General features: G+C 72.6%; 18 protein-coding genes. 7 read left to right on the plus strand and 11 right to left on the minus strand.

Annotation, left to right across the window (positions count from 1 at the left end; all coding sequences use genetic code 11):
• Positions 1 to 86: 86 nt before the first annotated feature.
• Together ACFYUS_RS03545 and ACFYUS_RS03550 are read right to left on the minus strand one after the other, a co-directional pair.
• Positions 87 to 725 (minus strand): response regulator, encoded by a 639-nt coding sequence (locus ACFYUS_RS03545; RefSeq protein WP_388845194.1) that lies wholly within the window; start codon positions 723 to 725, stop codon positions 87 to 89.
• The gene (locus ACFYUS_RS03550; protein ID WP_388845197.1) at positions 722 to 1,933 is read right to left on the minus strand and encodes a sensor histidine kinase; all 1,212 of its coding nucleotides are present in this window, start codon (positions 1,931 to 1,933) and stop codon (positions 722 to 724) included. Before ACFYUS_RS03550 ends, ACFYUS_RS03545 begins: the two co-directional genes overlap by 4 nt.
• A gap of 137 nt (positions 1,934 to 2,070) precedes the next feature.
• Between ACFYUS_RS03550 and ACFYUS_RS03555 the strand changes: the two genes are divergently transcribed.
• Positions 2,071 to 2,739, plus strand: coding sequence for a hypothetical protein (locus ACFYUS_RS03555; protein ID WP_388845200.1), 669 nt, complete (start codon positions 2,071 to 2,073; stop codon positions 2,737 to 2,739).
• Here ACFYUS_RS03555 and ACFYUS_RS03560 read toward each other — a convergent pair.
• From ACFYUS_RS03560 to ACFYUS_RS03570, 3 genes are read right to left on the minus strand one after another with little or no spacing between them, the layout of a single operon-like run.
• Positions 2,736 to 3,308, minus strand: coding sequence for a cob(I)yrinic acid a,c-diamide adenosyltransferase (locus ACFYUS_RS03560; RefSeq protein ID WP_388845203.1), 573 nt, complete (start codon positions 3,306 to 3,308; stop codon positions 2,736 to 2,738). The genes ACFYUS_RS03555 and ACFYUS_RS03560 overlap by 4 nt on opposite strands.
• A gap of 4 nt (positions 3,309 to 3,312) precedes the next feature.
• The gene (locus tag ACFYUS_RS03565) at positions 3,313 to 4,071 is read right to left on the minus strand and encodes an ABC transporter permease (RefSeq protein WP_388845205.1); all 759 of its coding nucleotides are present in this window, start codon (positions 4,069 to 4,071) and stop codon (positions 3,313 to 3,315) included.
• Between the two features lie 10 nt (positions 4,072 to 4,081).
• Positions 4,082 to 4,855, minus strand: coding sequence for an ABC transporter ATP-binding protein (locus ACFYUS_RS03570; protein WP_388845208.1), 774 nt, complete (start codon positions 4,853 to 4,855; stop codon positions 4,082 to 4,084).
• Between the two features lie 98 nt (positions 4,856 to 4,953).
• On the opposite strand from ACFYUS_RS03570, the gene ACFYUS_RS03575 reads away from it, so the two are divergent.
• From ACFYUS_RS03575 to ACFYUS_RS03590, 4 genes are all read left to right on the plus strand, one after another.
• A complete protein-coding gene (locus ACFYUS_RS03575; protein WP_388845211.1) occupies positions 4,954 to 5,604 on the plus strand; it encodes a TetR/AcrR family transcriptional regulator in 651 nt (216 codons plus the stop codon).
• A gap of 117 nt (positions 5,605 to 5,721) precedes the next feature.
• Entirely contained in the window at positions 5,722 to 6,570 is an 849-nt protein-coding gene (locus ACFYUS_RS03580; protein WP_388845214.1) for a 3-hydroxyacyl-CoA dehydrogenase family protein, read from the plus strand.
• A 127-nt stretch (positions 6,571 to 6,697) separates the two neighbouring features.
• A complete protein-coding gene (locus ACFYUS_RS03585; RefSeq protein ID WP_030210572.1) occupies positions 6,698 to 7,021 on the plus strand; it encodes an STAS domain-containing protein in 324 nt (107 codons plus the stop codon).
• Between the two features lie 215 nt (positions 7,022 to 7,236).
• Entirely contained in the window at positions 7,237 to 9,843 is a 2,607-nt protein-coding gene (locus tag ACFYUS_RS03590) for an ATP-binding protein (RefSeq protein WP_388845218.1), read from the plus strand.
• 78 nt (positions 9,844 to 9,921) lie between these two features.
• On the opposite strand, the gene nucS is transcribed toward ACFYUS_RS03590, so the two are convergent.
• Entirely contained in the window at positions 9,922 to 10,593 is a 672-nt protein-coding gene (gene nucS / locus ACFYUS_RS03595; protein ID WP_388845220.1) for an endonuclease NucS, read from the minus strand.
• A 294-nt stretch (positions 10,594 to 10,887) separates the two neighbouring features.
• Here nucS and ACFYUS_RS03600 point away from each other — a divergent pair, with 294 nt between their 5' ends.
• Positions 10,888 to 11,280 (plus strand): SCO5389 family protein, encoded by a 393-nt coding sequence (locus tag ACFYUS_RS03600; protein ID WP_017236120.1) that lies wholly within the window; start codon positions 10,888 to 10,890, stop codon positions 11,278 to 11,280.
• A gap of 109 nt (positions 11,281 to 11,389) precedes the next feature.
• Here the strand turns inward: ACFYUS_RS03600 and ACFYUS_RS03605 are convergent, their stop codons facing one another.
• Positions 11,390 to 12,424, minus strand: coding sequence for an LLM class flavin-dependent oxidoreductase (locus ACFYUS_RS03605; RefSeq protein WP_388845224.1), 1,035 nt, complete (start codon positions 12,422 to 12,424; stop codon positions 11,390 to 11,392).
• Positions 12,425 to 12,624: 200 nt separating this feature from the next.
• Here ACFYUS_RS03605 and ACFYUS_RS03610 point away from each other — a divergent pair, with 200 nt between their 5' ends.
• Positions 12,625 to 12,951 (plus strand): ATP/GTP-binding protein, encoded by a 327-nt coding sequence (locus ACFYUS_RS03610; protein WP_388845227.1) that lies wholly within the window; start codon positions 12,625 to 12,627, stop codon positions 12,949 to 12,951.
• Between the two features lie 15 nt (positions 12,952 to 12,966).
• Here the strand turns inward: ACFYUS_RS03610 and ACFYUS_RS03615 are convergent, their stop codons facing one another.
• From ACFYUS_RS03615 to ACFYUS_RS03630, 4 genes are all read right to left on the minus strand, one after another.
• Positions 12,967 to 13,803 (minus strand): ABC transporter permease subunit, encoded by an 837-nt coding sequence (locus ACFYUS_RS03615; RefSeq protein ID WP_388845230.1) that lies wholly within the window; start codon positions 13,801 to 13,803, stop codon positions 12,967 to 12,969.
• Entirely contained in the window at positions 13,800 to 15,002 is a 1,203-nt protein-coding gene (locus tag ACFYUS_RS03620) for an ABC transporter ATP-binding protein (protein WP_388845232.1), read from the minus strand. The genes ACFYUS_RS03615 and ACFYUS_RS03620 overlap by 4 nt, the downstream gene beginning before the upstream one ends.
• Before the next feature lie 120 nt (positions 15,003 to 15,122).
• Positions 15,123 to 15,902, minus strand: coding sequence for an ABC transporter permease (locus ACFYUS_RS03625; RefSeq protein WP_388845235.1), 780 nt, complete (start codon positions 15,900 to 15,902; stop codon positions 15,123 to 15,125).
• Positions 15,903 to 15,905: 3 nt separating this feature from the next.
• Positions 15,906 to 16,874: an ABC transporter ATP-binding protein gene (locus ACFYUS_RS03630; RefSeq protein ID WP_388845238.1), complete on the minus strand. Its 969-nt coding sequence runs from the start codon at positions 16,872 to 16,874 to the stop codon at positions 15,906 to 15,908.
• Between the last annotated feature and the right edge of the window lie 23 nt (positions 16,875 to 16,897).

Below are 16,897 nucleotides of genomic sequence, written 5' to 3' on the forward strand. Positions count from 1 at the left end.
GGTCCGTGAAGGTGCGCGCGCCCCGCGAGCGTAGAAAGGTCTGTACCAACCGTCAAGAGGTCCAGACCATCGTCGGCAAAGTTCTTCTAAACCCCCAACTCCTGCGCGAGGACCGCCGCTTGGACCCTGCTCCGCAGCTCCAGCTTCCCGAGCACCTTGCTCACATGCGTCTTCGCCGTCGCCTCCGCCATGTCCAGACGCACCGCGATCTCCGCGTTCGACAGCCCCAGACCCAGCGCCGACAGCACCTCCCGCTCCCGGGGCGTCAGCACCTCCAGTACGGCGGGATCCGCCACCCGGCGGCGCGGGGCCGCGAACTCCGCGATCAGCCGCCGCGTCACCGCCGGGGCGATCAGGCCCTCGCCGCGCCCCACCGTCCGTACCGCCGTGATCAGGTCCTTCGCGTCCGCGTTCTTCAGCAGGAAGCCGGAGGCCCCGGCGCGCAGCGCCCCGAAGACGTACTCGTCCAGGTCGAAGGTCGTCAGGACGAGGACGTCGGCGAGCCCCTCCGCGACGACGATCCCCGTCGCCGTCACCCCGTCCATCCGGGGCATCTGCACATCCATCAGGACCAGGTCCGGGCGCAGTTCGCGCGCCAGCTCCACCGCCCGCTCCCCGTCCGGCGCCTCGCCGACCACCTCGATGTCCGGCGCGCTGCCCAGGATCAGCACGAGCCCCGCCCGTACCGCCGACTGGTCCTCGGCCACGACCACCCGGATCGTCATGCGTTCCCCGCCTTCTCGTCCGCGGGCAGCACCGCCCGCACCTGCCAGACCGCTCCCGAGGCCGCCGCCCGGAACTCCCCGCCGAGCAGCTCCGTCCGTTCCCGCATCCCCACGAGCCCCGATCCCGTCCCGGGCGCCCCCGGCCCCGGCCGCTCCCCGTACGGCGAGTCCACCGCCACCGTCAGGAGGCCGTCGCCGTGACCGACCCGCACGGTGACCGTACCGGGGGAGGCGTGCTTGACCGCGTTCGTCAGGGACTCCTGGACGATCCGGTACGCGGCCAGCTCCACGGGCGCCGGCAGGGCGGCCCCGCCCGGCGGCCGGCCGTCCTCCAGGACGAACTCCAGACCGCCGGCCGCGCCGTTCGCACGGGCCCGGTCGAGCAGGGAGTCCAGGCCGTCGAGGCTCGGCACGGCCCCCGGCGCCGCGTCCCCGCCGCTGTCCCGCAGCAGCCCGATCAGCCGCCGCATCTCGGCGAGACCCGCCACGCTGTTCTCCCGGATCACCGTCAGCGCCTGCCGGGTGGTGGCCGGTTCGTCGAGGGAGAGCGCGGCCGTGGAATGGATCGCGATCGCCGAGAGGTGGTTCGCCACCACGTCGTGCAGCTCGCGCGCCATCCGCGCCCGCTCGGCCACGACCGCCTGCGCCCGGTCCATCTCGGCGAGCAGCGCGGTCTGTTCGGCCCGCAGCCGGGCGGCGTCGGCCGTCTCGCGGTGGTTGCGGACGATCGCGCCGGTGATCGCGGGGAGGAAGGAGATCATGCCGGTGATGACGCCGACGAGTAGCGCGTACGCGTTCTGCCACCAGACCAGGAAGCCGATCGTCACCCCGACCGTGACGAGCCCGGTGGTGTAGGGGACGCGGCGGGCGTGGGCGGTCGGCCCGTACACGACGGCCGCGTAGACGACGTCCGTGAACATCAGGACGGTGGCCAGGCTCCCGTACGTGAACTGGTCCGCGACGATCGCGAGCGTGCCGACGCTCAGCGCGGCCCGGGGCGCCGTCCGGCGCACCGCCTCGCAGCCGGACATCACCACGAGCGGCACCAGGGTCACCCAGCGCTCGGTGAACAGCCGGTCCACCTGGGTGTGCAGCCCGAACCACCACAGGATCAGGCCGCCGACCAGCCCGGTGGCGGCGATGAGCAGGTCGACGCGGTGCGGGCGGGGGAGCGTCGGGCGGGGGAGCGTCACGTACTCATCCAACATGCCGCACCGGGCCGGGACCTCCTCGCCCGGGCCGATCCGTCCCTCCGTCGAACGATGTAGACGCACCTCGTCACCGGCGACGACGCGTCGGGCCCGGCCCCGCGGAACGCTGGAGGGGCACCGAAAGGGGAACCGCCGTGATCGTCACGCTGATCGTGCTCTGCGAGGTCGGCTTCTGGGTCCTGCTGGCCGCCGGCCTCGCCACCCGCTACCTCCTGAAGAAGCCCCGGGCGGGTAGGGCGCTGCTGCTGTGCGAGCCGCTCCTGGAGGTCGTCCTCCTCGTCGTCACCGCGATCGACCTCAAGAACGGCGCCGACCCCGGCTGGGAGCACGGCCTCGCCGCGCTCTACCTCGGCTACACCGTCGGCCACGGCCACCGCACCGTGAAGTGGCTCGACGGCCACGCCGCCCACCGCCTCGACGGCGCGCCGCCGCCCCCGAAGCCCCCGAAGTACGGCAGGGCGCGCGCCCGCCACGAGGGCCGGATCTGGCTGGGCACGCTCGCCGGCGGCGCCGTCGCCACCGTCCTGCTGCTGCTCGCGATCGGGTACGTCGGCGACGACGGGAACACCGACGGCCTGCGCGGCTGGATGTTCGCCGCGTGGCGGGCCGTCGGCATCCACGGCCTGATCGCGCTCAGCTACTTCGTCCGGCCGAAGAAGGACCCGGACGCCGGGGCAGCGGTCCCCGCCCGGCACCCGGAGCACGTCCCCGACCTCCTTGTCCGCGGTCCGGGCAAGGACGCCGCATCCCCCGGGGGGCGACCCCCGGAGCCCCGGCAGGGGCATGCCCGGCATCCGGCCTAGCGGTCTCCGCCGGGCACCCAGAGCACGTCTCCGACCTCCTTGTTGGCCGTCCTGGCCAGGATGAACAGAAGGTCGGAGAGCCGGTTGAGATAGGTGGCGGTCAGGGCGTTCATCGTCTCGCCGTGCACCTCCAGGGCCGCCCAGGTGGAGCGCTCCGCGCGCCGGACCACCGTGCACGCCTGGTGCAGCAGGGCGGCCCCGGGCGTGCCGCCCGGCAGGATGAAGGAGCGCAGCTTGTCGAGCCGCTCCAGGAAGCGGTCGCAGTCGGCCTCCAGCTTGTCGACGTAGCCCTGCTCGACGCGCAGCGGCGGGTACTCGGGGTTCTCCACCACCGGCGTGCAGAGGTCGGCGCCCACGTCGAAGAGGTCGTTCTGGATCCGGACGAGGACCTTCACGACGTCCTCGTCGAGCTGCCCGAGGGCGATGGCCGTCCCGATCGCGGCGTTCGCCTCGTTCGCGTCGGCGTAGGCCGAGATCCGCAGATCGGTCTTGGCGGTCCGGCTCATGTCACCGAGCGCCGTGGTGCCCTTGTCGCCGGTACGGGTGTAGATGCGCGTCAGATTGACCATGAGGTCAGCCTAGTGAGGCACCGGCGCTCCGGAACGTGCGTGTGCCCACCGTCACGGCCACCGCCGTCAGACCGAGGGCGACCAGCACCCCGTACAGCATCGTCGGCGTCGTGTAGTGGCCGGTGTACGCCTCCCGGACCGCGTCCACCAGGTAGCGGAACGGCATGAGGTGCGAGACCACGTCGAGCCAGCCGGGGGCGAGGGCCATCGGCAGCATCAGGCCCGAGAGCAGCATCGCCGGCATCGCGAGCGTGTTGATCGCGGGGCCGAACTCCTGCGGGGTGCGCAGCTTCAGGGCCAGTGCGTACGAGAGGGAGGCGAGCGCGGCGGAGAGCAGGGCGACGAAGCCGAAGCCGAGGAGGATCCCGGCGAGCGGCGCCCGCAGGCCCATCGGGATCGCCACCAGGACGAGCAGGACCGCCTGGAAGACGAAGAGCGCGGCGTCCCGCAGGACCCGGCCGAGGAGCAGGGCGAGCCGGCTGACCGGGGTGACCCGCATCCGGTCGAAGACGCCCCAGCCCTTCTCCATGATGATCGAGAAACCGGCGAACGAGGCGCCGAAGAGGCCGAGCTGGAGCAGCAGGCCGGGGACGAGGATCTGCCAGGAGTCGCCCTCGCGGCCCAGCGGGAGGCCGGTGAGCAGCGGGCCGAAGAAGAACAGGTAGAGCAGCGGCATCAGGGCGCCGAAGAAGATCTGGAACGGGGAGCGCAGGGTCTGGCGGGCGTAGCGCCCGAAGAGCAGCGCGGTGTCGCGGAGCAGCATCACGGGTCTCCTAGACGGCGACGGGAGCGGTGTCGGCGGGGGCGGGGCCGCGGCCGGTGGCGGCGAGGAAGGCTTCCTGGAGGGTGGTCACGCCGTGTGCGGCCTTGAGGCCGGCGGGGGTGTCCTCGGTGACGACCGTCCCCTTGTCCACGATCACGATCCGGTCGGCGAGCGCGTCGGCCTCGTCGAGGTAGTGCGTGGTGAGGACGACGGTGGTGCCGTGCTCGTCGCGCAGGCGCCGCACCAGGGCCCACAGGTCGGCACGGCTGCCGGGGTCGAGGCCGGTCGTCGGCTCGTCGAGGAAGAGGACCTCGGGGCGGTGGGTGAGGCCCATCGCGAGGTCGAGCCGGCGGCGCTGGCCGCCGGAGAGCGCCGGGGTCCTCCGGTCGAGGAGCTCGGTGAGGCCGAGGTCGGCGGCGAGCTCCTCGGCGCGGGCCGCGGCGGTCGTCCGGTCCAGGCCGTAGAGCCTGCCCTGCATGACGAGTTCGGAGCGGACGGTCTCCTGGGGGTCGAGGCCGCCGGACTGGGCGACGTACCCGATGCGCCGGCGGACGGCGGCGGGGTCCTCGACGAGGTCGTGGCCGGCGACGGTGGCGGCGCCGGCGGTGGGCGGCAGGAGCGTCGTGAGCATCTGGAGGGTGGTGGTCTTGCCGGCGCCGTTGGGGCCGAGGAGTCCGAGGATCTCGCCGGGCCGGACGGTGAGGTCGATCCCGCGGACGGCCTCCACGGGGCCGCTCTTCGTCGCGAAGGTCCGGGCGAGCCCGGCCGTGCTGATGATGGGCATGGCGACCACGAAAACAGAGTCGCTTAAATTTTGCAACGCCACCAAAAATTAAGAGGCACCGAAATTTCAGGGTGTCTAGGATTGCCTACGATGGGCCCATGGCCGAGGGACTCAGGGAACGCAAGAAGCGCGAGACGAAGCAGCGGATCTCGGACATCGCGACCGGGCTCTTCCTGGAGCACGGCTTCGTCGCCGTGACCGTCGCGGACGTCGCCGCGGCGGCGGACGTCTCCGTCAACACCGTCTACAACTACTTCCCGGCGAAGGAGGACCTCTTCCTCGACCGGATGGCCGGCGTCACCCTGCGCCTCGCCCGGATGATCCGCGGCCGCGACCGGGGCGAGTCCGCCGCGCAGGCGGTCCTGCGGGAACTGCGCCAGGACATCGGGGCCGTCTCCCCGGCGTACGGACTCATGGACGGCTTCGACGCCTTCATGAACGTCATCGAGCACGCGCCCACCCTCAAGGCCCGCCTCTTCCACCTGCGGGACCAGGTCCACGAGGCCGTCGTGACCACCCTGCGCGAGGAGACCGGCGCCGCGGACGACGATCCGCTGCCGCTGCTCGTCGGCGGCCAGATCGCCTGGATCGAGAGCACCGTCGTCGCCTACATCACCGGTGAGATGACCGCCGGGCGCAAGGCGAGCACCGTCTCCCGCGAGGCCCTCGTCCTCCTCGACGAGATCGAGGAGCTGCTGAGCGAGAAGGTCCTGACGTACGCGGTGCGCGAGGACCGGGGGGTGTCGTGAGTGTGACGTCCGTCAAAGAGAGCGTGACGCGCGTTACTTAGCGGTCACATGGGGCCCCGCGACCGCTAATCTCCGCCGGAGAGCCAGAAGTGAACAGGTGTAGAGGGGTGGAAGATCGTGGCCAGGAAGCTCGCCGTCATCGGGGCCGGACTCATGGGATCCGGCATCGCACAGGTCTCGGCACAGGCGGGCTGGGACGTCGTCCTGCGTGACGTCACCGACGCCGCCCTGACCCGCGGCACCGACGGCATCAAGGCCTCGTACGACAAGTTCGTCGCCAAGGGCAAGCTCGCCGCCGAGGACGCCGAGGCCGCGCTCGGCCGGATCACCGCCACCACCGAACTCGACGCCGTCGCCGACGCGGACGTCGTCGTCGAGGCCGTCTTCGAGAACCTCGACGTCAAGCACGAGATCTTCCGCTCGCTCGACAAGATCGTCAAGGACGGCGCCGTCCTCGCCTCCAACACCTCCGCGATCCCGATCACCAAGATCGCCGCGGTGACCGAGCGCCCCGAGGCCGTCGTCGGCGTCCACTTCTTCTCGCCGGTCCCGATGATGCAGCTCGTCGAGCTCGTCCGCGGCTACAAGACCAGCGACGAGACCCTCGCCACCGCCCGGGAGTTCGCCGAGTCCGTCGGCAAGACCTGCATCGTCGTCAACCGCGACGTCGCCGGCTTCGTCACCACCCGCCTCATCTCGGCCCTCGTCGTCGAGGCCGCCAAGCTCCACGAGTCGGGCGTCGCCACCGCCGAGGACATCGACATCGCCTGCAAGCTCGGCTTCGGCCACGCCATGGGCCCGCTCGCCACCGCCGACCTCACCGGCATCGACATCCTGGTGAACGCCGCCAACAACATCTACACCGAGTCCCAGGACGAGAAGTTCGCGCCGCCGGAGCTGATGCGCCGGATGGTGGACGCGGGTGACATCGGCCGCAAGAGCGGGCAGGGCTTCTACAAGTACTGAGCCGGACCCGCCACCCCGCCCTCACTCCATGGGGTGAATTTCGGTATCGGTTCGCTGACAAGGCGCAACGTATCTGCCGGTGCGGCAGTCAGTTGTTGCGAAGACGGAGCACTCTCGGGGAGCGCATATGCACATCAGGGGCGACCATGTCGAGCTGGTCGTCGGGGGCCGCCTCGACGTCCGCAGCGCGGCGGACGCCCGTACGGTCCTGCACTCGGCCGTCGACGACGGAGTCGGCGACCTGGTGCTCGACCTGACCGGCCTCGACTCCTGGGACGCCACCGGACTCGGCGTCATCATGGGCGCCCACCGGAGGGCAGGCCGCTGCGGCCGGCGCCTCGTCCTGCGGGGGGTGCCGCCCCAGATGCAGCGGCTCCTCGTCGCCACCCGGCTGCACCGCATCCTCGCCATCGAGGGCGGCCTCGCCCTGGAGTCCCTGCCCCGCGTGTGACCCCCGGGACGCCCGTCGCGTGTGAAGCAGCTGTGTGAAACAGGCGTCACGCTCAATCCTCACAAGACCATGACGTCTTGGTCTCGGGAGCACCCCGGCTGTTCCCGAGCCCCTGACCACGGTCTAGGGTTCGGTCGCCCGCACCATGACGGCCCCGCCTGCACATGGACGGAACCACCGGCGGGCACCGGAACCGCTTCTTGGGGGCTTGCACCATGGACCCGATCAACCCTGGGTCGGAGGAGTACGGTCACGACACCGAGGGCGAGGAGACCCGCCAGGACCGTGGCGTGCCCGCGCCGGCGCCCGCCCAGACACCCGCGCGCGCCCGCGTCGTCCAGCTCGTCTCCGGCGAACTGCTCCTCACCGTCAACCCCGTCGACGGCAGCGAGATCGAACCCTGCCCGCCCGGACGGGAACCGGCGGCCCCCCGCCCCCGCACCCCCGAGGAGCGCGCCGAGGCCGCCCGCGCCGCCGCCCCGCCCGCCCCGCCGGGCCCCGCCGCACCCGAACTTCCCCTCCTCGAACGCCAGGAGGAACGCGAGCGGCTCGCCGGCATCCTCCGCAGCGGCCGCTGCGCCCGCCTCGTCGGCTCCCCCGGATCCGGCCGCACCGCCCTCCTCGACGCCGTCGCCGCCGACTGCGCCGGCCTCGCCCCCGACGGCGTCGTCCGCCTCTCCGGCCACCACCGCACCCCCACCGAACTCCTCCACGAGCTCTTCACCGCCGTCCGGTACGCCCCCGACCACCGCCCCGACCGGGCCGCCCTCCTCGACCGGCTCGGCGCCGTCGGCGCCGTGGTCGTCGTCGACGACCTGGAGTTCGGCGGCACCGCCCTCGACGAACTCCTCGCCGCCGCCCCCGAGTGCGCCTTCCTCCTCGCCTCGGCCCCCGACGCGCCCGCCCCCTCCGCCGACGCCCCCATCGAGGAGGTCCTCCTCGCCGGCCTCGGCCGCGCCGCCGCCCTGGAGCTCCTGGAGAGCGCCGTCGGCCGCGCCCTCACCGAGGAGGAGGCCAACTGGGCCGGCGACCTCTGGTTCGAGTCCGAAGGCCTCCCGCTCCGCTTCGTCCAGGCCGGCGCCCTGCTCCGGCAGCGCGACCGGCTGCGCGTCACCCCCGCCGAGTTCGACGCCTTCGGCGCCCTCGAAGAGGCCTTCGGACCCGCCGACCCCGTCGCGGCGGCGGCCGCCGCCGCAGCCGCCTTCGACGGCGTCGAGGACCCCGACATCGAGCTCCGCGACATACCGCTGCCCAGCCTCGGCGAAGGCGCCGCCCCCGCCGCCCTCCTCGCCTCCCGGCTCAGCCGCTCCGCCCAGACCGCCCTGCGCTTCGCCGTCGCCCTCGGCGGCGAGGTCCCGCACCAGGCCCACCTCCCGGCCCTCGTCGGCGACACCCACGCCGACGCCGCCCTCGGCGAACTCGTGGCCTGCGGCCTCCTCTCCCCGGTCGGCCCCCGCTACCGCCTCGCCGCCGGAGTCCTCACCCAGCTCCTCGCCCACGGCTACGAGCACGAGGCCACCGACCGCGCCCACACCGCCGCCCAGCACTACGCCTGGTGGGCCGCCCACCCCTCCGTCACCCCCGAACGGGCCGCCGCCGAGTCCGACGCCCTGCTCGCCGCCCTCGCCGCGCTGATCCCCGGCACCGGCGACACCGCCGCCGAACACCGGGCCACCGCCGTCCTCCTCGCCCGCGCCGCCGCGCCCGCCTTCGCCGCCGGACTGCACTGGGGCGCCTGGGAGCGCGCCCTGCGCGCCGGACAGGAAGCCGCCCGGCTCACCGGCGAGGTCGCCGAGGAGGCCTACTTCCACCACGAACTCGGCGTCCTCGCGATCTGCGGCGGAAACCTGGAGCGCGCCCGCGCCGAGCTGGAGGCCTCCATCGCCATGCGCGGGGTGCTCGCCGACAAGCGCGGCACCGTCGCCGGCCGCCGGGCGCTCGCCCTCGTCGCCGACCTCTCCGGAGAGCACGCGGCCGCCGTGGAGCCCGTCTCCCCGCCGCGCGGCACCCCCGCCCTGCGCGGCCCGGCCGCCCGCCCCGCCCGCCCCGCACCGGAGCCCGTCACGGCCCCGCTGCCCGGTGGCCCCGTCCGGACCCCGGCGACGGCCCCCGTCCCCGCGTTCCCCGGCTTCCCCGACGAGGGCCCGACGCTCCTCGCCCGCCCCGACACCGCCGAGAGCGGCAGCCGCCGCCCCGGCCTCAAGGGCGGCATCCTCAGCGGCGCCCGCCGCAACCTCGTCGCCGTCGGCGCCGGCGCGCTGCTCGTCGCCGTCCTCGGCACCGTCGTGACCCTCGGCGCCACCTCCGGCGACGGTACGGACCCCGCCAACGACCGCGTCACCTCCGACAGCACCGCCGGCGAGAGCGGCACCGACGACGGCGTCGACGGCCAGGAGCCGCCGACCGACGGCCGGACCGACCCGGCCGAGACCGGGGAGGCCACCCGCTCGGACTCCCCGAGCCCCTCGGGCTCCGGCAGCGCGTCGGCGTCCGCCTCGACGGACCCGTCCGCGTCGGGCTCCCCGTCGCCTTCGGACAGCCCGTCGGCGACGACGTCTCCCAGCGCGACGACGCGGCCCACCGGGGGAGCGACGACGACGGCCCCCACCACGACGGGCGGCCCGAGGCCGACGAGGACGACCTCGCCCAAGCCCACGACCACGCCGTCGAAGCCGCCGACGACCACCCCCGACCCGACGCCGACGACGACCGAACCGTCCACGACGCCCCCGACGACGACCGAGCCGCCGTCCTCGGGCGCGACCACGAGCCTCAGCGCGTCCTCCGCCGGCACCCCCACCGCCACGGAGACCCCCGCCTGACCCCGTACGGACACGGCAACGGCCCCGGGCGCGCTCACCGCACCCGGGGCCGTCCCCGTACTCGTACTCCTGCCGGCGTCAGAACAGCCGCAGCTTGTCGTCCTCGATGCCGCGCAGGGCGTCGTAGTCGAGGACGACGCAGCCGATCCCGCGGTCCGTCGCGAGGACCCGCGCCTGCGGCTTGATCTCCTGGGCCGCGAAGACGCCCTTCACCGGAGCCAGGTGCGGGTCGCGGTTGAGCAGCTCCAGGTAGCGGGTCAGCTGCTCGACGCCGTCGATCTCGCCGCGGCGCTTGATCTCCACCGCGACCGTCCCGCCGTCGGCGTCCCGGCACAGGATGTCCACGGGGCCGATGGCGGTCGGGTACTCGCGGCGGATCAGGGTGTAGCCCTCGCCGAGGGTCTCGATCCGGTCGGCGAGCAGCTCCTGGAGGTGCGCCTCGACGCCGTCCTTGATGAGGCCGGGGTCCACGCCCAGCTCGTGCGAGGAGTCGTGGAGGATCTCCTCCATCGTGATGATCAGTTTCTCGCCCGCTTTGTTGATCACGGTCCAGATGCCCGCCTCACCCTCGGAGCCTTCCTTGAGGGTGCACGGAGGGGACATCCAGTTGAGGGGTTTGTACGCGCGGTCGTCCGCGTGGATGGAGACGCTGCCGTCTGCCTTGACGAGGATCAGACGGGGTGCGGAGGGCAGGTGGGCGGTGAGCCGGCCGGCGTAGTCCACGGAGCAACGGGCGATGACGAGACGCATGGTCGGCAACGCTACAAGACGGGCCCTCTTCCGCGCGATTCGGGCATCACCCGGGCATGACCCGGACATCGGGCGGGCACGCTCCGCGCGGCCTCCGGGATGCGCCGGAGCGCGGTCATGAGCCGAACACCCGTCGGTTATCAGCCGGTTGTGCGCCCATTCTTCTGGTGTCGCCCGGACTGCGCGCTTACCGTGGAAGCTGGAGGTCGTCGTCCGTGCACTCTGCGTGGCGTACGGCCCGGCCTTCGTCCCTGCCCGCAAGACCCCGTCCGCGGGGTCGCGAGAGGAGAACCCATGTCGCTCGACGTCTCACCGGCACTGTTGGAACAGGCCGAGCGAGGCGAGGTCGACGAAGCCGACTTCGTCGACTGCGTCCGGACCTCCCTGCCCTACGCATGGGAGATGATCAGTTCTCTGGTGGCACAGCTGAAGGTCGACGGCGGAGAGTTCGCCGACAACCAGACGCCGCCGCCGAATGAGCAGGCACGTGGTCAGCTGCTGCGCGCGCTCGCGAGCGATGCCATCCGTGGTGCGCTGCAGCGGCACTTCGGGGTGCGTCTCGCCTTCCAGAACTGCCACCGCGTGGCGGTCTTCCCGCTGGACCCGGCGGTGGACGAGCGGCTCGCCCGCTTCACGTCCGTCCGGGGACAGCTGCTGAACCAGTCGCCGGAACTGCGCGACTGCTGAGACCTGGTGCTGCCGCTCGGCGCCGCGGGAGGACGCGATCGATGCGAGCCGACGCGCATCGCCGCCGACAGGTGCGGGAGCGGCAGCACAGTCCCGGAAGCGGTCGCTCTCACACCAGGAGCGGCAGGACCTCCGCGCCCAGGCGCCGGACGTTCTCCTCGGTCGCCGCGAGGTCGCCCGAGCCCTCCGCGAGCAGGGCGAAGCGCGTGATGCCCGTACGCTCCGCCGTCGCCGCGAGCCGGTCCGCCGCGTGCCGGGGCGTGCCCACCGGGTGCAGCCCGCACAGCAGCTCCGTGTACGCGACGGGGTCCCGCATCACCCGGTGCCGGCCGTCCACCGTCACATGCGCGTCGAGCCCCTGTCGCAGCCAGCCCGGCATCGCCTTCACCAGCGCCTCCGCCGCGTCCGTCCCCCGGTCCGCGAGCTGGGCCACCCCCGCCGAGACGTGGTTCGCCCCGATCCGCGCGACCTCGTCCGGCTCCCGGCCGGCCTCCCGCGCGCACCGCGCCCAGGCCGCGACCATCTCGGCCTTGTCCTCGTCGCCGCAGTGCATGCCGAGCAGCATCGGCAGTCCGCGCTCCGCCGCGAGCCGCACGCTCTTCGGCGAGGTGCAGGCCACGACCACCTCGGGGGAGGCCGGGCCGTCGATCAGCTCGTCGGGGCGGGGCACGACGGGCACCTCGCGGAAGGCGAACCGCTCCCCGTCGGCGCCGACGCGCGGCTCGGTGAGCCAGCGCAGCAGCAGGTCGAGCGAGTCCGGGAACCCCTTCTCGTACGCCTCCAGGCCCGCGCCGAACACCTCCAGGTCGACCCAGGGCCCGCCCCGGCCCACCCCGAGGGTGAACCTGCCGCCCGAGGTGAGGTGCAGCAGCGCCGCCTGCTCGCCGAGGGAGACCGGGTGGACGGTGGGGAGCACGCTCACCGCCGTGCCGATCCGGAGCCGCCGGGTGCGGCCCAGGAGCAGCGCGGCCAGCGTCACGGCCGAGGGGCAGACCCCGTACGGCACGAAGTGGTGCTCGGCGAGCCAGGCGGAGTCGAGCCCCGCCTCCTCGGCCACCTCGGCGGTCCGCACCGCCCGGTGCAGTGCCTCCCCCTGGCCCTGGCCCGGGAACTGGGCTGCCAGAACGAACGTACCCACGCGCATCGCCTTCTGCCTCCTTGCGGCCGACGCGTACATCTCCCCTCGCACTGGCAACAACGTCTGACACGTGCCAAAGGCAACGGCCGTTCATGAAGTTCTTGCGATTTTCGGCTAAGCCGTCGCGGACGGGGCCCGGGGCACCGTGTGGCGGCCCGTAGGCTGGAGGGAACGGTCCGTGTTCCCAGACCCCGTGAGGTGTGCCCGTGTCCCCGCGCCACAACCGCTCCCGAGGCGGCGAGAAGCCCGCGCAGCAGAGCGACCACGGCGACCGGTACGGCGGCGTGCAGAGCACCGAGACCTGGCAGGGCGAGGAATGGTACGTCCGCCTCGTCGCCGGAGCGAGCTCCCCCGGCAAGCGCTACCGCTGCCCCGGCTGCGACCAGGAGATCCCGTCCGGTGCCCCGCACGTCGTCGCCTGGCCGGAGTGGGGCGGCGTCGACGACCGCCGCCACTGGCACAAGGCCTGCTGGAACGCGAAGGACCGCCGCACCAGCAGGGTGCAGCGGTCCCGCAACGCGCCGAGGTACTAGGTCCTGTCCGGCGGCTCAGACGTCCCGGCTGTTCAGCAGGGCGTACGCGCCGCCCAGGGCCGCCGCCGCGACGGCGGCCAGGATCAGCAGCGCCTCCCAGCCCGCCGGGCCCGAGTCGCCGAACTGCGGGGTGTCGTTGTAGAGCGCGATCATCTGCGAGGGGATCGCGTAGGTGAACAGGAACTTCTGCACCGACAGCAGCGCCTCGGCCATCATGAACATGCCCGCCACCAGCGGCAGCAGCAGCAGACCGATCATCACCGTGATCGCGCCGGCCGAGTGCCGGATGACCGTCCCCACCGCGAGCGACAGCAGCCCGAGCAGGGCCAGGTAGGCGCCCGCGCCGACCGTCGCCCGCAGCCACTCGCCGCCCGTCGGCGTCGCCGCCGTGTCCACGAGGGCGACCTGCGCCACCCCCACCAGGGTCGCGGTCACCGTGGTGACCGAGAAGACCAGCAGGAAGAAGACGATCGCCTTCGCCGTCAGCACCCGGCCCCGGCTCGGGCAGGCCGTCAGGGTCGTACGGATCATGCCCGTGCCGTACTCGGAGGCGATCGTCAGGACGCCGAGCGTGATCACGCAGATCGACGCCGGCAGCATCCCGAAGAAACCGAAGGCCAGCGCGGACTGACCGCCCATCGAGACGTCGGCGGTCGAGGCGATGGCCGCGACGCCCAGGCCGATGGAGAGCATCAGCAGGACCATGACCCCGAGCGTCCACATCGTCGAACGCACCGAGCGGATCTTCGTCCACTCGGAGGCGAGCGCGTCACCGAGGTGCGCGGCGCGGACCGGGATGGGGGAGACGTAGGCGTGCGGCGCCGGGGCGTGGTGGTGGGTGGGGGCGGTCATCGGGCGTCCTTCGGGGTCTCGCTCGGCTGCGGGAAGCCCGGCTGCGAAGCGGCCGGAGGGGCGTACGGACCGGGCGCGGGGGCCTGCGGCGCGCCCGCGTACGGACCGGGCGCCTGCGGCGCGCCCGCGTACGGGCCCGGGGCGCCCGCGTACGGGTTCTGTCCGGGCGGCGGCGGGGCGTACCAGCCCTCCTGCGGCGCCTCCGGGACCGGCGGCTGCGGCGGCAGCCCGTACCCCGGCTGCCCCGGGTGCGGGGGCGGCTGGAGGTGGGCGAGGCGGTCGTCGGTGGAGCGGTAGTCGACGGCGCCCTGCGTCAGCCGCATGTACGCCTCCTCCAGCGAGGCCTGGTGCGGGGACAGCTCCCAGAGCCGTACGTCCGCGTCGTACGCCAGGTCGCTGATCCGCGGCAGCGGCAGGCCCGTGACGCGCAGCGCCCCGTCCGGCTCGGACAGCACCTGGCCACCGGACTCCACGAGCACCGAGGTCAGCTTCTCCCGCTGCCCCGGCTCGGTCCCCGGGATCCGCACCCGGGCGAAGTCGGCGGAGTTCGCCGAGATGAAGTCCTTCACCGGCATGTCGGCGAGGAGCTGCCCCCGGCCGATCACGATCAGGTGGTCGGCCGTCAGCGCCATCTCGCTCATGAGGTGGCTGGAGACGAAGACCGTGCGGCCCTCGGCGGCCAGCTTCTTCATCAGGTTCCGCACCCAGAGGATGCCCTCGGGGTCCAGGCCGTTGACGGGCTCGTCGAAGAGCAGCACCTGCGGGTCGCCGAGGAGCGCCGCCGCGATGCCGAGCCGCTGGCCCATGCCGAGCGAGAAGCCCTTCGAGCGCCGCTTGGCGACGTCCTGGAGGCCGACCACGCCGAGGACCTCGTCGACGCGCTGCGCCGGGATGCCGGCCAGCTGCGCGAGCGACAGGAGGTGGCTGCGGGCGCTCCGGCCGCCGTGCACGGCCTTGGCGTCGAGGAGCGCGCCGACCTGGCGGGGCGCGTTCGGCAGCCGCCGGAAGGGGTGCCCGCCGATCGTGACATGGCCCGCGGTGGGCTGGTCGAGGCCCAGGATCATGCGCATGGTCGTGGACTTGCCGGAGCCGTTGGGGCCCAGGAATCCGGTGACGACACCGGGCCTCACCTGGAAGGAAAGGTTGTACACGGCCGTCTTGGCGCCGTAGCGCTTCGTCAGGCCGACTGCCTCGATCATTCTCCAGCCCCAGACAGGTCGATCGCATCCGTGTCGGGGCGTGGCGGCCGTCGGCCGGAGCCCCCCGTATGAGCTAGGAGCTTATCCAGCCGTTGACGGTTCCGGCCAAGAGCGGGTGAATCAGGCGTCCCGCTTCTTCAGCACCAGATAGCCGCCGATCAGCGAGGCCGCCACCCAGAGCAGCATGATCCCGAGCCCGCCCCAGGGGCCGTACGGCGCCTTGTCCGAGCCCAGCGCGTTCGGCACCACCTGCATGATCTTGGAGCCGGCCTGGTCGGGGAAGTACTTGGCGACCTCCTTGGCCTTCGGGACGTTCGAGAGGATCTGCGAGATCAGGAAGAAGAACGGCACCAGGATGCCGAGCGACAGCATCGAGGAGCGCAGCATCGTCGCGACGCCCATCGAGAAGATCGCGATCAGCCCCATGTAGAGGCCGCCGCCGACCACCGCGCGCAGCACGTTGTCCGCGCCGATGGTGGTGCGGTGCTCGCCGAGCAGCGCCTGGCCGAGGAAGAAGGAGAGGAAGCTGGTCGCCAGGCCCACCAGCAGGGCGAGCGCCCCGGCCACGGCGATCTTCGAGAAGAGGAAGGTCGCGCGCTGCGGGACCGCCGCGAGCGAGGTGCGGATCATGCCCGAGGAGTACTCGGTGCCGACCACCAGGACGCCGAAGACCACCATCGCCAGCTGGCCGAGGATCGTCCCGGAGAAGCTGGCGAACGTCGGGTCGAAGGTCGCCCGCTCGATGTCGGAGAGATCGTCGAAGGTCGACCTGAACAGGGCGCACAGCGCCGCGCTCATCGCCACCGTGACGAGGAGCGCGCTCGCCAGCGTCCAGACGGTCGACGACACCGTCCGGATCTTGGTCCACTCGGACTGCAGGACCGCGGATGCCGCTGCCATCGATCAGGCTCCCTCGGAGGTCGTGCCCCACTGGGGGCCGGGCGCCGGCGCGCCGCCGTGTACGTCGGTGCCGTGCGCGTGGTACTCCACCGCGCCGGCCGTCATCTGCATGAACGCTTCTTCGAGGGAGGCGCGCTGGGCGCTCAGCTCGTGCAGCACGAGCCCGTTCTCCGCCGCCAGCTCACCCAGCTTCTCCGTGCTCGCCCCGTCGATCTCCAGCGTCCCGTTGCCCGCCTCGATCACGATGAACCCGTTGGCGTGGAGCACGTCCCGCAGCCGTTCCTGCTGCGGCGAGCGCATCCGCGCATAACTCCGGGAATTCTGCTGGATGAAATCCGCCATCGACGTGTCGGCCAGCAGCTTTCCCTGACCGATCACGATCAGGTGATCGGCCGTCAGCGCCATTTCACTCATCAGATGGCTGGAAACGAAGATCGTCCGGCCCTCGGCCGCCAACGCCTTCATCAGATTGCGGATCCAGTGAATTCCCTCGGGGTCCAGACCATTGACGGGCTCGTCGAACATCAGGATCTCGGGATCGCCGAGGAGCGCCGACGCGATCCCCAGCCGCTGCCCCATGCCGAGGGAGAAACCCTTCGACTTCTTCTTCGCGACCGCCGTCAGACCCACCAGATCGAGCACCTCGCCCACCCGGCTCGCCGGGATGCGGTTCGACTGCGCCAGACACAGCAGGTTGTTGTACGCGGAGCGGCCGCCGTGCATCGCCTTGGCGTCGAGCAGCGCCCCGATGTACTTCAGCGGCTCGGCCAGGTCCCGGTAGTGCTTGCCGTCGATCCGGACCGTGCCGCTCGTCGGGTTGTCCAGGTCGAGCATCATCCGCATCGTCGTCGACTTGCCCGCCCCGTTCGGCCCGAGGAAGCCGGTGACCACGCCGGGGCGGACCTGGAAGGAGAGATGGTCGACCGCGATCTTCGTCCCGTACCTCTTCGTCAGGCCCTCAAGCTCGATCATGCGCACCAACCTAAGGGCACGCA

Source organism: Streptomyces sp. NPDC004284 (genome assembly GCF_042874035.1).
Lineage (GTDB): Bacteria > Actinomycetota > Actinomycetes > Streptomycetales > Streptomycetaceae > Streptomyces.

Excerpts from the sequence above, each read along its gene's own strand:
- ACFYUS_RS03545 (WP_388845194.1), bottom strand. The coding sequence starts at position 725 with ATGACGATCCGGGTGGTCGTGGCCGAGGACCAGTCGGCGGTACGGGCG.
- ACFYUS_RS03550 (WP_388845197.1), bottom strand. The coding sequence starts at position 1,933 with ATGTTGGATGAGTACGTGACGCTCCCCCGCCCGACGCTCCCCCGCCCG.
- ACFYUS_RS03560 (WP_388845203.1), bottom strand. The coding sequence starts at position 3,308 with ATGGTCAATCTGACGCGCATCTACACCCGTACCGGCGACAAGGGCACC.
- ACFYUS_RS03565 (WP_388845205.1), bottom strand. The coding sequence starts at position 4,071 with ATGCTGCTCCGCGACACCGCGCTGCTCTTCGGGCGCTACGCCCGCCAG.
- ACFYUS_RS03570 (WP_388845208.1), bottom strand. The coding sequence starts at position 4,855 with ATGCCCATCATCAGCACGGCCGGGCTCGCCCGGACCTTCGCGACGAAG.
- ACFYUS_RS03575 (WP_388845211.1), top strand. The coding sequence starts at position 4,954 with ATGGCCGAGGGACTCAGGGAACGCAAGAAGCGCGAGACGAAGCAGCGG.
- ACFYUS_RS03585 (WP_030210572.1), top strand. The coding sequence starts at position 6,698 with ATGCACATCAGGGGCGACCATGTCGAGCTGGTCGTCGGGGGCCGCCTC.
- ACFYUS_RS03590 (WP_388845218.1), top strand. The coding sequence starts at position 7,237 with ATGGACCCGATCAACCCTGGGTCGGAGGAGTACGGTCACGACACCGAG.
- nucS (WP_388845220.1), bottom strand. The coding sequence starts at position 10,593 with ATGCGTCTCGTCATCGCCCGTTGCTCCGTGGACTACGCCGGCCGGCTC.
- ACFYUS_RS03600 (WP_017236120.1), top strand. The coding sequence starts at position 10,888 with ATGTCGCTCGACGTCTCACCGGCACTGTTGGAACAGGCCGAGCGAGGC.
- ACFYUS_RS03605 (WP_388845224.1), bottom strand. The coding sequence starts at position 12,424 with ATGCGCGTGGGTACGTTCGTTCTGGCAGCCCAGTTCCCGGGCCAGGGC.
- ACFYUS_RS03615 (WP_388845230.1), bottom strand. The coding sequence starts at position 13,803 with ATGACCGCCCCCACCCACCACCACGCCCCGGCGCCGCACGCCTACGTC.
- ACFYUS_RS03620 (WP_388845232.1), bottom strand. The coding sequence starts at position 15,002 with ATGATCGAGGCAGTCGGCCTGACGAAGCGCTACGGCGCCAAGACGGCC.
- ACFYUS_RS03625 (WP_388845235.1), bottom strand. The coding sequence starts at position 15,902 with ATGGCAGCGGCATCCGCGGTCCTGCAGTCCGAGTGGACCAAGATCCGG.
- ACFYUS_RS03630 (WP_388845238.1), bottom strand. The coding sequence starts at position 16,874 with ATGATCGAGCTTGAGGGCCTGACGAAGAGGTACGGGACGAAGATCGCG.